Below are 13,724 nucleotides of genomic sequence, written 5' to 3'. Positions count from 1 at the left end.
CGTGAATTCCCGGCGCGGCGATTCCCCCCCCGCGGGCGCCTCCGGGGTTCCCCCCCGGGCCGCGGGGCTCATCGCCATTCCGCCCGCAGGCGGTCGCGGTGACGGGCGAGCCACATCAGCGAGATCAGCGCGGGGGAGGAGTTCACCTCGCCCCGATCGACCGCGGCCATCGCCGCGTCGAAGTCGAGCACGGCCGAGATCACGTCCTCGGCCTCCTCCTCCAGGCCGCCGGCGCCGCCGGCCGAGGCGAGGTCGGCCTCGCCCACGAAGGAGGTCACGAACTCGGCCAGCGTGCCGGGCGAGGTGTAGTAGGCGCCCGCGGGCTCGACCCGGCCGATGAGCAGGCCGGCCTCCTCCTGCGCCTCGCGGCGGGCGGCCTCCTCGGGGGCCTCGGTGGCGTCGAGGCGGCCGGCGATGACCTCCCACGGCCAGGGGCGGGCGTCGGCCCGCGCGTGGGGGCCGGCGCGCCACTGGGTGACCAGCAGCACCCGGTCGGCATGGGCGTCGTAGGGCAGCACCGTCGCCGCGTCGCCCGAGGCCCAGACCGCCCGGCGCACCACCGGCGAGCGGCCGCCGTCGGAGGTGGGGAAGGAGACGTGATGCTCCTCGACCCCGAAGAACGAGGCGTAGGGGCGGTCGAGCCGCTCGGTCCGCACCGCGTCGCGGGAGAAGTCGACGCCGGGAAAGGCGGTCGAGGGCGCGCGGCCGGCCCGCGCGCGGGCGGCGGCGCGAGCCTTCAGGCCGGGCCACAGGGTCAGGTCGGACCAGTCGACCCCGTCCTCGTAGAGGGCCATGATCTCGTGCGCGCACTCGATCATCAGGGCGCGCTCGGGCGCGGGCCAGTCCTCGAACCGCCAGGGACCGTCGGGGGTGGTGGGGCCGCGGGGGAAGCAGACCAGCGCCTCGACCGGCGCGCCGGTGTCGTCGCGCACGGTGAGGGGGCGAAGCTCGTATTCCTCGTCGTCCTCGAAGAAGCCGACGCGGGCGACCTCGGCCTCGGTCAGGTCGTGGGCGAGCTCGCCCTGCGCCTCGGCGCCGGGGGTGGGGGCCACGCAGGGAAAGTTCTCGCCGGCGACCTGGCGCACGGCGTGATCGGGCAGGTGGGCGGGGCTCAGCGCGATCTGGCCGCAGGGGCGGCCGAGGACCACCGACAACAGCTCGGGGTCGCGCAGAGACCCGTAGAAGAACACCGCCCTGCCGGCCATCGCCGTCCTCCGTCCATGACCGGGGATCGCGCCCGGGCGCCGCCCTGCGCCCGGCCCTCGGGCGAGGGGGGCGAAAAGCTTTGCGTCGCGGTGAACCGAACCGCGCCGGGGCACGTAACACAGGGCGAACAGGAATGCAGGACGCGCCGGACACGGAGCGGGGTCCTGTCGCAGGCCGGGCGTCTGGCGGAGGTCTTTGCCGCGGGCGCCGGAGGTGGCAGGATCAGGGTCTGCGCGGCAGGCTCCCTGCAACGCCGCGCGCGCCCCGAGGTCGGGGCGACGCGGCCTGGATGGAACTTGACGACGGGGCGCGGCCGATGCGGCCGGCCTCGCGGACGGACGACTGGATGATGCCTAGCCTTCCCGACGATGCGCTTCTGGCGGAATACGCCGCCGGCTCCCTGCCGGCGGGCCTGTCCCTGCTGGTCGCCTCGCAGCTGACCTTCAACCCCGCCGGGCGCCGGCAGGTGGCCGAGCTGGAGCGGCTGGGCGGCGCCCTGCTGGCCGGCGACGTGCCCGGACTGAAAGCCGAGGCGCCGCCTTCGCTCGATGCGATGCTGGCGCGTCTGGACCGCGAGGGGCGTAAGGCGCAGGCGGCCGAGGCCCCTGCCCCCGCCCCCGCCCCTGCGCCCGACCCCGGCAACCCGTTCCCCGCGCCGCTGCGCGCGGCGCTGGGCGCGGGTCCGGGCTCGACCCCCGAGGGCGTCGCCTGGAAGCGCCTGCTGCCGGGCCTGTCCGAGCACATCCTCGAGGGGTTCGGCGACGCGCACGAGGAGGTCTCGTTGCTGCGCGCCCGTCCCGGAGCGCCGATCTTCGCCCACACCCACACCGGCGTCGAGACGACGCTGGTGCTGTGCGGGCTGATGGAGGACCGCGGCCGCACCCTGGGCCGCGGCGACGTGGCGGTGGCCACGGATGACGACGACCATCGCCCCCGCATCGTCGGGGACGAGACCTGCATCTGCCTGGTGGTGATGACCGGCGAAATGCGTTTCACCGGTCGCCTGTCGCGGGTGCTGAACTACCTGTCCTGAGGCCGCGGCGCCCCGGCGCGCTCCGACCCGCCCCCCATCGAACGGAGGTCGCCATGACCCGCCGAGCGAACCCGCGCGCGCCCCGCGCGCCGATCTTCCGCGCCCCGACCCGGCGCGCCCTGCTGGCCGGAGGCCTCGTGGCCGGCGCCGGCCTCGCCCTGCCCCGCGTCGGCCTTGCGGCCGAGGGAACCGCCGCGCGAAGCTTCGAGGTGCTGCGCGACGGCGGCCCGATCGGCCGGCAGACCACCACCGTCACCCGCAACGGCGATGCGCTCGAGGTCACGGTGCGCGTGCGCCTGCTGGTCAAGGTGCTGGGCATCGGCGCCTACCGCTACGAGCTCGACAGCGCCGAGCGCTGGGAGGGCGGGCGGCTGGTGTCGCTCGACGGCGAGACCAACGACGATGGCGCGAAGGAGGTCGCCCGCGTGCGGCGCGAGGGGGGGCGGCTGGTGTCCTCGGGGACCTGGTCGGGGGAGCTGCCCGACGAGGCGGCCACCACCACCTACTGGACGCCCGCGTTCCTCGACCGCGGCGTCTGGATCAGCACCCAGACCGGGCGGCCGCTGTCGGTCTCGGTCGCGAAGGCCGGGCCCGCGGAGATCCCCGGCCCCTCGGGTCCGCTGGCGGTCGAGCGCTGGCAGGTCTCGGGGGACATCGACCTCGCGCTGTTCTACGACGCGCGCGGCGAGTGGATGGGCAGCGCCTTCGACGCGGGCGGCGCGACGGCGCAGTTCCGCGCGCTCGAGTCCGCGCCGGCGCTGGCGCCCCTGTGGGCCGGGTGAGGAGCGGGACGCGATGAACGTCTTCGACCAGGTGAAGCGGCCCGAGGACGGCTCGGTCTGGATCACCGGCGCCTCGGGCGGGATCGGCCGGGCGCTGACGCTGGAGCTGGCCTCGCGCGGGTGGACGGTGCACGCCACCGCCCGCTCGGCCGAGAAGCTGGAGGCGATCGCGCTGATCGCGGGGCCCGGTCGGGTGATCCCGCGCCCGGCCGACGTCACCGATCCCGAGGCGATGGCCCGCGTGGTCGGGGAGATCGAGGCGCAGGGCCCGCTGGCGCTGGCGATCCTGAACGCGGGCGTCTACCTGCCGATGCGCGCGCAGGCCTTCGACGCGGCCAGGGCCCGCAAGACCTTCGACGTGAACCTCGGGGGCGTGGTCAATGCGCTGGATCCGGCGATGAAGGCGATGATCGCGCGCGGTTCGGGGCATCTGGCGATCACGGCGTCGGTGGCGGGCTATGGGGGGCTGCCGCAGGCGGCGGCCTATTCGGCTTCCAAGGCCGGGCTGATCGCGATGGCCGAAAGCCTGGCGCTGGACCTGATCGACCTCGGCGTGCGGATCTCGGTGATCAACCCCGGCTTCGTCGAGACCGAGGCGACGGCGGTGAACGACTTCGAGATGCCGTTCCTGATGCAGCCCGAGGAGGCGGCGAAGCGCATCGCCGACGGCCTCGCCCGCCCGGGGTTCGAGATCGCCTTTCCCGGGCGCTTCGTGTGGTTCCTGCGGATCCTGAACCGGCTGCCCAACCAGCTCTACTTCAAGGCCTGGCGGCGCCTGACCGCCTGACCCCTCGCGCCCCGGCGCGCGGGCCTCGCCCGGGTCCCGCCCTCGCCCTTCTCAACGCCGCGCCCCCGAACGAGAGCGCCGCGACGCCGCGCACGCCCGTTTCCAGGCGCCGCCCGCGGCGCAGGGCGGGCGTTGCGCGCCTGGCGCGGGTCGCAACCCGGCGCCGTCCTCGCCGTCGCGCCGCGGGCGGAGCGTGGCCACCGGCGCGCCCTCGACGCGGCGCTTCCGCGGCCGCCTGCGGCCGCGGAGCGGACCTCAGGCGGCGGGCGGAGGCCCTAGTGCTCGGGGCGGGACTTCTCGAACGCCGCCTGCGTGTCGGGCGCGGCCTCGGTCTGGTGCTGCGCACGCCAGTCGTCGTAGGGCATGCCGTAGACGATCTCGCGGCCCTCGTCCTTGGTCATCTCGAGGCCCCGCTCGGCGGCGGCCTCCTGGTACCAGCGGCTCAGGCAGTTGCGGCAGAAGCCGGCGAGGTTCATCAGGTCGATGTTCTGCACGTCCGTCCGCTCGCGCAGGTGATCGCGCAGGCGGCGGAAGGCGGCGGCTTCCAGCTCGGTTCGGGTGGCGTCGTCCATGGCGTCCTCCAGGGATCCGCGGCGGATCCTGCGCATCTAGGCGCCTGCGCGCATCCGGTCCAGCGCCCGCGTCAGGATCGGGGCGAGACGCTCGGCCCAGATCGCCTCGCCCTGGGGGTCCGCGATCAGGTCGTTGCGCACCTCGATCAGCGCGTTGGGCAGGCCGCGCAGGGTCCCGTGGGTCCACATGCAGTCGCCCGCCAGCGCACCGGTGTAGGGCTCGTTGTCGCCGATCACCAGGTCGGGCTCCTCGCGCAGGATCTCCATCAGCGGCAGGGGCAGGCGACCGTCCTCGTCCCACAGCACGCCGACATGCCAGGGCCGCGGAGGCCGCCCGCGGAACTGCTTGGTGAACGAGTGCATCGAGATCAGCGCCGGGCGCACGCCCCGCGCCTCGGCCCGGTCGATCTGCGCGCGGATCGCGGCGTGATAGGGCCGGTGCCAGGCGTCGAGCCGCGCCTGCGTCTCGGCCGCGTCCACCCCCCGGTTCGCCGGGATCACCGAGCCGTCGTTGAGCTTCATGATCAGCGTGGGATCGTCCTCGCCCCGGTTGGGGTCGATCACCAGCCGCGAGAACGTCGAGAGCACCGCGGGAAACCCCAGCCGCTCGGCCAGCTTCAGGGTCAGGCCGCGCGCGCCCACATCATAGGCGATGTGGCGGGCCATGTCCTCTGCCGGCAGGCCCAGGTCGCCGCCGTTCACCTCCGCGGGCACCGTGTTGGCGGCATGGTCGCACAGCAGCAGCGCCGAGGGATCGCCGTCGGGATTGACCAGCTCGAAGGCGGGCATGGAGGGCATGGGAACTCCGGTCCGGGAAACGCCCGCGAGCATAGGCGCCAAGGCGAGGGTGGCAAGGGAAGCGGGGTCGCCCCCCTTGCGCCCCCGCCCCCTTGACCCCGCCCCCTTGACCCCGCCGCGCGCGAGGCGTTCGATCGCGCCTGATGGAGGCCCCCCGATGACCGACCCCGCTGCCCAGGATCCCGCCCGCTCCCGCCCCGGCTACGAGGACGAGACCGCCGAGCGTCTCGTCGCCCCCGCCGCCCTGCGCAACGCCGGTCCCATCGCCGGGATGCTGGCCGAGGTCCTGGCCGACGAGGCCGGCCCCCTGCTCGAGATCGGCGCCGGCTCCGGCCAGCACGCCGTGGCGGGCGCGCGCGCGCTGCCGCGGATGACCTGGATCCCCTCGGACCCCGACCCCGTGCACCTGCGCTCGATCCGGGCCTGGCGGACCCATGAGGGGCTGGCGAACCTCGCCGAGCCGATGCGGATCGACGCCACCGACGACTGGTCGGCGGCGACCGCGCTGACCCACGGACCGCTGCGGGCGGTGTTCTGCGCCAACGTGATCCACATCGCCCCCTGGCGCGTGGCCGAGGGGATCGTCGCCGGCGCCGCGCGGGCGCTGGGCGAGGGCGGCCGGTTGATCCTCTACGGCCCGTTCCTCGAGACGGCGGGCGCCGCCCCCTCCAACCTCGCCTTCGACCGCGCGTTGCAGGAGCGGGATCCGGAGTGGGGGGTGCGGCCGCTGGCCGACGTGGTGGCGCTGGCCGCCCTGCACCGGCTGACGCTGGAGCGGCGCATCGAGATGCCCGCGAACAACCTGGCGCTGGTCTTCGCCCGCTGAGCGCGCCGCCCCCGGCGCGCCGGGGTGGGCGGGCGGGAGGCGTGCCGGGGGCGGCGCGCGGCCGCAAGCGGCGCCGCCTCGTCCCCTGACGCGCGGTCGCCGCCTCCGGCCCGGGCCCGCAGCACGCCTCCGGACCCGGGGCCCCCTGCCGGTCTGCGGCCGCGGGCGCCCGCACGGGCTTGGCGCCGCCGCGCGGCCGGCGTAGCCTCGGCCCATGACCGAACGATCCTGGCACGACATGGGCGGCCTGCCCGCGGGGGAGATGGACTTCTCCCAGCACGACTTCGCCCTGTGGGAGAAGCGCGTCGACGCGCTGATGACGCTCGCCACCGGCAAGGGCATGTTCACCGTCGACGGCCTGCGCCGGGTGCTCGAGGACATGGGCCCCGAGGCCTTCGAGACGAAGACCTATTACGAGCGCTGGATCGAATCGGTGACCCGCAACCTGGTGGAGGCCGGCGCCTTCACCCCCGCCGAGCTCGCCGAGAAGCTCGCCGCCGTGAAGGCCCGCGGAACCACCTATGGCGAGGCCTCGCTGGGGGCCGACCATGGCTGAGCGGGTGCGGGTCAAGGACTGGCGGCCCAGAGGCTTCCACCTGCGCGCGCCGTGGTATCTGCGCGGCAAGACCGGCGTGATCGAGCGGCGCCTGGGCGAATTCGCCAACCCCGAGCAGCTCGCCTACGGCCTGCCCGCCGAGACGAAACCCCTGCTGCGCGTGCGCTTCACCATGCGCGAGCTGTGGGGCGAGGAGGCCGAGCGCCCCGACGACACGCTCGACGCCGAGATCTACGCCCACTGGCTGGAGCCGGTCGCGGACGCGGAGACGACCGATGCCCCATGACCATCACGACCATGACCACGGGCACGGGCACGGGCGCGGGCACAGCCACGAGGGGATGAGCCCCTCCGGCCACCCCTACCGCGCCGATCAGGACGCCCCCCTCACCGAGGCGCAGGCGCTCGAGATCGCGGTGCGCGAACTGCTGGTCGAGAAGGGCGTCTTCACCGAAGCGCAGATCGCCGAGGCGATCGCGCGGATGGACGCCCGCTCGCCCGCCATGGGCGCGAAGGTGGTGGCCCGCGCCTGGACGGACCCCGATTACAAGGCGCGGCTGCTGGCCGACGGCTCGGCCGCCTCGCGCGAGCTCGGCGCCGACATCGACGCGCTGAAGCTGGTGGTCGTCGAGAACGACGCCGACACCCACAACGTCATCGTCTGCACGCTGTGCAGCTGCTACCCGCGCACCCTGCTGGGGCTGCCGCCGGACTGGTACAAGCAGCGCGCCTACCGCTCGCGCGTGGTGATCGAGCCGCGCCGGGTGCTCTCGGAATTCGGCCTCGACCTGCCCGAGGCAGTCACCGTGCGCGTCCACGATTCCACCGCCGACATGCGCTATCTGGTGCTGCCCGCCCGGCCCGAAGGGACCGAGGGCTGGTCGGAGGAGCGGCTCGCCGCCCTCGTCGACCGCGACTGCATGATCGGGGTCGCCGTGCCGCGCGTGTCCGGAGCGAACGAGGCGGCCGCCGCCGGATGACCCGCGCCCTGCCCCTGTCGGCGCCCTGCCCCCGGCCGGGGCCGCGCCGCTCGCTTCTTCGGGCGCTCGCCCGCGGATGACCGCCCCTTCCGCTCCGGGGGCCGACGCGCGGGCCCTGGAGCTGCGCGGGATCCTCCTCTACGTCGGCGCGCTGGTGTTCTTCACCACCATGGACGTCATCGCCAAGTGGCTGGTCGAGCGTCACGACCCGGTGATGGTGGTCTGGGCGCGCTACGCCAGCCAGGCGTTCTGGGCGTTCCTGCTGCTGGCTCCGCGGCTGGGCACGATCGCGCGGACCTCGCGCCCCGGGCTGCACGCGATCCGGGCGCTGCTGCCGTTCGGGGCGACGATGTGCTTCTTCACGGCGCTGCAGACCATGCAGGTGGCCGAGGCGGTGGCGATCTTCGAGGTGGCGCCGCTGTTCATCACCATCCTCGCCTTCTTCCTGCTCAAGGAGAAGGTCGGCCCCCGCCGCTGGACCGGCGTGGCGATCGGCTTCGTGGGGGCGATGATCATCATCCGGCCCGGGACCGACGTCTTCACGCCGGCGATGGTCCTGCCGCTGGCGGCGGCGTTCTTCTACGCCTCCTACGCCATCGCCACCCGCTGGCTGGGCGACGAGGAAAGCCCCTGGACCCCGTTCTTCTACACCGCGCTGGGCGGGGCGGTTTGCTCCAGCCTCGTCGTGCCCTTTTACTGGTCCACGCCCTCGTGGCAGGACGGACTGGTGATGGCCGGGTTCGGCGTGATCGGAGGGGCGGGACAGATGCTGATGATCCTGGCGCTGCGCAGCGCCTCGGCCTCGACGGTGGCGCCGATCAGCTACCTCGGGCTGGTGTTCTCGGCGATCTGGGGGCTGATCGTGTTCGGCGACTTCCCCGACGGATGGACCGTGGCCGGGGCCGCGGTGGTGGTGGGCGCGGGCCTCTATGTCTGGTGGCGCGAGCGGGTGCGCGCGGAGACGAGCCGATGAGCGGCGCGTCGCAGCGTCCCCGCCCCCTGCACCGGCGGGCGCAGGACCGGATCGAGATGGGGGCCGCGCGCCTGGTGCAGGCGATCTCGCTGGCCGCGCCGGGCGAGGCCTGGGCGCAATCGGCGGGCCGGGTGATCGGGCCGCTGTGGCCTGGGCTGGTGAAGCGGGTCGCCGACAACCTGGCGCTGGTGCGCCCCGAGGCGAGCCGCGCCGAGGCGCGGGCGCTGGCCGCCGACGTCTGCGGCCACTTCGCCCGCGTGGCGGTGGAATACCTCAACCTCGACCGCATCGCCGCCGACCCCGGGCGGGTCGTGATCGAGGACGCCGGTCCCCTGCTGGCGGCGCTGGACTCGGGCCGCGGCGCGGTGCTGGTCACCGGCCATTTCGGCAACTGGGAGGCGATCCGGCTGGCCGTGCGGCAGGCCTCGGGGCCAGTCGCGGGGCCAGTCTCGGGGCCAGTCTCGGAGCAGGACTCTGGAGAGAGCTCCGGGCAGGGCTCTGGGCAGGCCGGGTCGGGGCGCGACTGCGCGCTGATCTACCGGGCGTTCAACAACCCGCTGTTCGACGACTGGTCGCGGTCGATGATCTCTCACGCCGGCACGCCGGTGCTGCACAAGGGGCGCGACGGCACCCGCGCGCTGCTGCGCCACGTGGCGCGCAAGGGGGTGGCGCTGATCCTGGTGGACCAGCGGCAGACCGGCTCTCCGCTGATCCCGTTCCTGGGGCGCGAGGCGGAGACCGCGCTGGCCGCGGCCGAGCTGGCGCTGCGCTTCGACGCGGCGCTGATCCCCGCCCGGGGGCTGCGGCTGGCGGACGGGCGGTTCTCGGTCCGGTTCGAGGACGAGATCGCGCGGACCGACGCCGAGACGATGATGACCGAGGTCAACGCCCGCATCGGCGCCTGGATCGAGGCCTGGCCCGAGCAGTGGTTCTGGCTGCACCGGCGCTGGAAGACCCGCCCGCGCGGCGCCCGCATCCGCGCGGCCCGCGGCGAGGGCGGCTGAGCGGGTTCGGGGAGCGGGTTTCGGGGAGCGGACTACAGGCGCCCTGCGGGCGGGCTTGGCTGCGTCGCGCCGCGTGGCGGGCCGGGCGCGGGGGCCGCGGGCTATCGCGCGAGGCGGGCCGCGGCCAGCACCGGACCGACATAGCCCTGCTGGAGGATCACCGCGACGCCGGCGCCGGGCGCCTCGCCCGAGGGGGCGGGGGCGGCGTAGACGGCCTCGGCCGCGCCGTCCCAGCGCCCGAGCTTCATCCACGAACGGGCGACATTGCGATAGGCGACCTCGCGGCCGGCGTTCTCGCCCTTCGGGATCAGGATCGGCTCGGGGTTGTGGAAGGTCACGAACCAGAGCACCCCGCCGGGGGCGCCCGCGACGAGGGGGCGGACGCGGACCTCGAGCCCCTCGTCGGCGTCGCGGATGCTGATCGCGGCCAGTCGCGGGCTTTCGGCGGCCGCGGCGACGGCGGCGAGCACCTTGTCGCGGTGCGAGCCGACCATCCGCTCGCCGCCCTGCACGATGATCTGGGGCGTGTAGACCGAGCGCGCGCCCGCCGCCTCGCCATAGGCCACCTGCCGCTTGGTGAAGGCGGGCATGGCGAAGGCGTCCTTCCAGCCGAGATAGTCCCAGTAGTCCACGTGCAGCGACAGGGCGAGCACGTCGGGGCGGGCGGCGAGCTCCGCCAGCAGTTCGTCGGCCGGCGGACAGGAGGAGCAGCCCTGCGAGGTGAACAGCTCGACCACCGTCAGGGGGGCGGAGCGATCCTCGGCCCGCGCCGGGGCGAGGAGGACCAGCGCCGCAATGAGGGGCAGCGCGGCGAGGCGCGCCCCCTCGCGCAGGCCGACCGGGCGGCGCAGCGCGGAGAGCGCCGTCGCGACCGCGCGTCGGATCGACCGCAGGACCCGGCCCGGACCCGCGCGCAGGGCGGGCTGGGAACGGACGGGACGGCGGGATCGGACGCGCATTCGGAACCTCCGGCAGGATACGGACGTGACCGTAGCCGTGCCGGCGATGGCCGGCGAGTCAACCCTGCGAGAGGGCGCGCGACCGGGCAAGGGACGCGGTGCGACGGGGGCAAGGGTCGCGGTGCGACGGGGGCAAGGGTCGCGGTGCGACGGGGGCGAGACGCGCGGCGCGGCGGGGGAAAGGGACGCGGCGCGGCCGGGGCAGGAGCCGCGGAGCGGAAGGGGCAGGAGCCGCGGAGCGATCGGGACGCGGCGCGCCGGCTCGGCAGGGTCGGAGGGCCCTCGCGCCGACCGGCGCGAGGGCGCAGGGTCAGTGCAACAGGATCTCGTGGTTGCGGTAGCGGACCTCGCGCGGGCCGAGCAGGCGGGCGTGAGACAGGCGCACGGAATGCAGGGGGCCGTCGAGCTCCCGCGTCCAGAAATCGAGGAAGTCCCGCAGGCGCGGGAAATCTGGGGCGAGATCGTAGTCCTGCCAGAGATAGGTCTGCAGCAGGGACCGCGCGTCGGGCATGCGGTATACGATCTCGGCTGTGGCGAGCGACCAGCCTTCGAGCTGGCGGCGGAAATCGGGGTCGACCGTCTGGGTCATCGGGGCTCCTGCGTCGGCGTCTCCTTCACTGACTTGCGCCGGGGCTCCGGCGTGCGTCGCGGCACGGACCCGGAGGGGGCGGTGTCGTCATCCTGTCATCGACCCTGGCGCGCGATCCAGCGAATTTTGCAGCGCAGCGCGGTCGTGGGCAGCGCGGTCGTGGGCAGCGCGGTCGTGGGCAGCGCGGTCGTGCGCGGCCCGGATCCCGGCCGGCGGGGCGCCCGCGCCCGAGGCGCGGCGCCCTGGGGCGAAGCCCGCCCCGCATCGGGGCGGCGGATGTTTCTGGCGCCGCCGCGTCCGGCGCGGGCGCCGGGCGGGCCGAGTGCGGCGGGCGGCGGGCGGCGCCCCGAAGCGGCGCCGTCAGGCGACGCGGCGGCCGGTTTCGGCCTCGAACACGAAACGGCCGACAAGGTCCGAAAGCTCGCTGATCTCCCCGCGCAACTGGCGCACGGCGGAGGCTGCGCGTTCGGCGGCGGCGGCGTTCTCCTGCGTGGCGCTGTCGAGCTGGCTGACCGCGGAGTTGACCTCGGAGACGCCCTGCGACTGCTCGCGCCCGGCGGTGGCGATGTCGCCGATGACCCGCGCGAGGTCGTCGATGCCCCCGGTGATCTTGCCCAGCGATTCGCCGGTGCGCTGCACCAGGCGCACGCCCTCGCCGACGTGGCCCGCGCTTTCCTCGATCAGCCCGGCGATGTCCTTGGCCGCGTCCGAGCTGCGCTGGGCCAGGGTCCGCACCTCGGCCGCGACGACCGCGAAGCCCTTGCCGGCCTCGCCGGCGCGGGCGGCCTCGACGGCGGCGTTCAGGGCCAGCAGGTTGGTCTGGAAGGCGATCGAGTCGATCACCGAGATGATGTCCGAGATCCTGGAGGAGCTCTCCTCGATCCGGCCGACGGCCGAGACGGCCTCCCGCGCGGCGCCCTCGCCGGTGGCGGTGCGGCGGGTGATCTCGGCGGCGAGCTTCTCCGCCTCGCCCAGCCGTTCGGCCGAGGAGGCGACGGTCGAGGAGATCTCCTCCATCGTCGCGGCCGTCTCCTCGAGCGAGGCCGCCTGGCTTTCGGCCCGTCCGGCGACCGCGTCGGCGCTGCGCTCGATGTCGTCGGAGGCGTCCCGCGCCCGGTCCACGGCCGAGGCGATGCCCCCGGCCAGTTCCGCGAGCTGCCCCGCGGTCTGGCGCAGCCGGGTCTGGATCAGGCCGAAGCGTCCCTCCCGCGCCTTTTCGCGCGTGGCGGTCAGGTTGCCGTCGGCCAGCGCCCCGAGCCGGCTCTCGAGCTCGTCGAAGACCTGGTCGAGCTCGCCGTAGAGGTGGTTGAGCCCGTCGGCGAGGCGCTTGAGGACCGGCTCCTCGATCCGCTCCGAGATGCGGCCCGAGAAGTCGCCCTTCACGCCCTGGTCCACCATCTCGCGGAACAGGCGGTCCATCATCGCGGCGCTGCGCTCGCGCCGGGCCTCGTTGTCCTGGTCGGACTGGACGCGGGCCTCCTGTGCGGCGCGGGCGGCCTCGGCCTCCTTGCCGGCGCGGACCTGGTCGCGACGGGCGGCTGCGTCGAGGCGCACCTGCTCCTGGCCCATCACCGCCAGCAACGCCGTCTCGAGCGCCACGATCCAGGCGTGGAACAGGGTGCGGCCCAGGTCGCCGCCGCCGGGAAACAGCAGCGCGGGCATGGCGAAATTCAGCGCCAGGTGGTGCACGGCGATGACCGCGGTGGCGGTCAGCAGGGCGGTCAGGTCGGTCATCGCGCCGATGAAGGCCAGCATCGCGAAGATGTACATGTGGGTGTCGACCTGCCACGGGTGGCCGGCGAACCCGCCCACGAACAGCGCGCACTGGCCGATCAGCGAGATCGCCAGCGCCAGCCGCCCCATCCGCGCGTCGGCCCGCATCACCCCCTCGGTCAGCAGGCACATCGCCAGCGACAGGCCGCCGAGCCACAGGGCCGGCCCGCCGATCGCCAGCATGACCGCGGTCAGCACCGGCACATGCATCCAGTTCAGCCAGCCCAGCGCCCGGGTCATGCGCGCTCGGCTCTCGTCCAGGCCCCCGTGGCCGCTGAGGAAGGGAAGGGCGAAGGCCGGGCCCGGGTGGCCGGCCGCGTGCCCGTTGGCGTCGATATGGGTCATCCAGCAGCTCCGCAGAGTTCGGCGAGCAGGCGGCCGTCGAGGACGAGCCACGCCCCCGCGGCCTTCAGTCTTTCAGGGAAATCAGGGCCCTCGCCCACGGCCAGCGCGGCCAGCGGGGCGGAAATCGGAGAGATCCCCCGCCCCGAGGCCTGCGCGACCACAGCCTCGACGTCGGTCCAGGGCGCGACGATCGCCAGCACCGGGTCGCCGCCGGCCGGGGCGCCCGCCTGCGGGTCCCCCGCGCGGGCCGCGAGCAGGGCGGCGGTCGGTCCGCCCAGCCCTGCGAGCAGTCCCAGCGCCCCGAGCCCCAGCCAACCGGCGGCGCGGCGGCGACGCCCGGCGCCCGGCGCGGGGGGCCTGCCGGCGGAAAGATCGGAGAGGACATCGACTCGGGGCATCGGCGTTTCCGGCGCAATTCACGCCCCTCTTCGCCTGCCTCTGGTGAAAAAGCCGCTAACGCCCCTCCAACGCCAGGCGCCGCCTCGGCGGGGACGCAGGGCGGGGCGGTCGCGGCCGCGCAGCGGACGCGCCGGGGCGCCCG

Annotated in this window: 16 protein-coding genes; 9 read left to right on the top strand and 7 right to left on the bottom strand. The window is 74.8% G+C overall.

The window, feature by feature from the left end; translation table 11 throughout:
• Window positions 1–68: 68 nt before the first annotated feature.
• Window positions 69–1,205, bottom strand: a complete 1,137-nt coding sequence (locus tag AAC134_RS15230; RefSeq protein WP_339949964.1) for an NUDIX domain-containing protein — start codon at window positions 1,203–1,205, stop codon at window positions 69–71.
• A gap of 347 nt (window positions 1,206–1,552) precedes the next feature.
• Here AAC134_RS15230 and AAC134_RS15225 point away from each other — a divergent pair, with 347 nt between their 5' ends.
• From AAC134_RS15225 to AAC134_RS15215, 3 genes are read left to right on the top strand one after another with little or no spacing between them, the layout of a single operon-like run.
• Complete coding sequence (locus AAC134_RS15225) at window positions 1,553–2,239, top strand: ChrR family anti-sigma-E factor (protein WP_339949963.1); 687 nt, start codon at window positions 1,553–1,555, stop codon at window positions 2,237–2,239.
• A gap of 53 nt (window positions 2,240–2,292) precedes the next feature.
• The gene (locus AAC134_RS15220; RefSeq protein WP_339949962.1) at window positions 2,293–3,021 is read left to right on the top strand and encodes a DUF6134 family protein; all 729 of its coding nucleotides are present in this window, start codon (window positions 2,293–2,295) and stop codon (window positions 3,019–3,021) included.
• 13 nt (window positions 3,022–3,034) lie between these two features.
• Window positions 3,035–3,808, top strand: coding sequence for an SDR family NAD(P)-dependent oxidoreductase (locus AAC134_RS15215; protein WP_339949961.1), 774 nt, complete (start codon window positions 3,035–3,037; stop codon window positions 3,806–3,808).
• Between the two features lie 275 nt (window positions 3,809–4,083).
• Here AAC134_RS15215 and AAC134_RS15210 read toward each other — a convergent pair whose 3' ends face one another.
• Together AAC134_RS15210 and AAC134_RS15205 are read right to left on the bottom strand one after the other, a co-directional pair.
• Window positions 4,084–4,380, bottom strand: a complete 297-nt coding sequence (locus tag AAC134_RS15210) for a DUF1244 domain-containing protein (protein ID WP_339949960.1) — start codon at window positions 4,378–4,380, stop codon at window positions 4,084–4,086.
• A gap of 36 nt (window positions 4,381–4,416) precedes the next feature.
• The gene (locus AAC134_RS15205; protein WP_339949999.1) at window positions 4,417–5,169 is read right to left on the bottom strand and encodes an N-formylglutamate amidohydrolase; all 753 of its coding nucleotides are present in this window, start codon (window positions 5,167–5,169) and stop codon (window positions 4,417–4,419) included.
• A 166-nt stretch (window positions 5,170–5,335) separates the two neighbouring features.
• On the opposite strand from AAC134_RS15205, the gene AAC134_RS15200 reads away from it, so the two are divergent.
• From AAC134_RS15200 to AAC134_RS15175, 6 genes are all read left to right on the top strand, one after another.
• A complete protein-coding gene (locus tag AAC134_RS15200) occupies window positions 5,336–6,004 on the top strand; it encodes a DUF938 domain-containing protein (protein WP_339949959.1) in 669 nt (222 codons plus the stop codon).
• A 214-nt stretch (window positions 6,005–6,218) separates the two neighbouring features.
• Complete coding sequence (locus tag AAC134_RS15195) at window positions 6,219–6,560, top strand: ScnB-like protein (RefSeq protein ID WP_339949958.1); 342 nt, start codon at window positions 6,219–6,221, stop codon at window positions 6,558–6,560.
• Window positions 6,553–6,846 (top strand): SH3-like domain-containing protein, encoded by a 294-nt coding sequence (locus AAC134_RS15190; RefSeq protein ID WP_339949957.1) that lies wholly within the window; start codon window positions 6,553–6,555, stop codon window positions 6,844–6,846. Before AAC134_RS15195 ends, AAC134_RS15190 begins: the two co-directional genes overlap by 8 nt.
• Window positions 6,836–7,540 (top strand): nitrile hydratase subunit alpha, encoded by a 705-nt coding sequence (gene nthA / locus AAC134_RS15185; RefSeq protein ID WP_339949956.1) that lies wholly within the window; start codon window positions 6,836–6,838, stop codon window positions 7,538–7,540. The genes AAC134_RS15190 and nthA overlap by 11 nt, the downstream gene beginning before the upstream one ends.
• Window positions 7,541–7,616: 76 nt before the next feature.
• Window positions 7,617–8,513: a DMT family transporter gene (locus AAC134_RS15180; RefSeq protein ID WP_339949955.1), complete on the top strand. Its 897-nt coding sequence runs from the start codon at window positions 7,617–7,619 to the stop codon at window positions 8,511–8,513.
• Window positions 8,510–9,517: a lysophospholipid acyltransferase family protein gene (locus AAC134_RS15175; protein WP_339949954.1), complete on the top strand. Its 1,008-nt coding sequence runs from the start codon at window positions 8,510–8,512 to the stop codon at window positions 9,515–9,517. The genes AAC134_RS15180 and AAC134_RS15175 overlap by 4 nt, the downstream gene beginning before the upstream one ends.
• 101 nt (window positions 9,518–9,618) lie before the next feature.
• Here the strand turns inward: AAC134_RS15175 and AAC134_RS15170 are convergent, their stop codons facing one another.
• From AAC134_RS15170 to AAC134_RS15155, 4 genes are all read right to left on the bottom strand, one after another.
• A complete protein-coding gene (locus tag AAC134_RS15170; protein ID WP_339949953.1) occupies window positions 9,619–10,476 on the bottom strand; it encodes a DUF1223 domain-containing protein in 858 nt (285 codons plus the stop codon).
• A 310-nt stretch (window positions 10,477–10,786) separates the two neighbouring features.
• The gene (locus tag AAC134_RS15165; RefSeq protein ID WP_339949952.1) at window positions 10,787–11,065 is read right to left on the bottom strand and encodes a hypothetical protein; all 279 of its coding nucleotides are present in this window, start codon (window positions 11,063–11,065) and stop codon (window positions 10,787–10,789) included.
• Window positions 11,066–11,425: 360 nt separating this feature from the next.
• Window positions 11,426–13,183 carry a methyl-accepting chemotaxis protein gene (locus AAC134_RS15160; protein ID WP_339949951.1) on the bottom strand — a complete coding sequence of 586 codons (1,758 nt, stop codon included), beginning with the start codon at window positions 13,181–13,183 and terminating at the stop codon, window positions 11,426–11,428.
• Window positions 13,180–13,581, bottom strand: coding sequence for a hypothetical protein (locus AAC134_RS15155; RefSeq protein WP_339949950.1), 402 nt, complete (start codon window positions 13,579–13,581; stop codon window positions 13,180–13,182). Before AAC134_RS15155 ends, AAC134_RS15160 begins: the two co-directional genes overlap by 4 nt.
• Window positions 13,582–13,724: the final 143 nt, after the last annotated feature.

The sequence above is a fragment of the uncultured Albimonas sp. genome (assembly GCF_963977235.1).
Lineage (GTDB): Bacteria > Pseudomonadota > Alphaproteobacteria > Rhodobacterales > Rhodobacteraceae > Albimonas.
The sequence above is the reverse complement of the archived record's forward strand: the minus strand, read 5'-3'. Positions and strand labels throughout refer to the sequence as shown.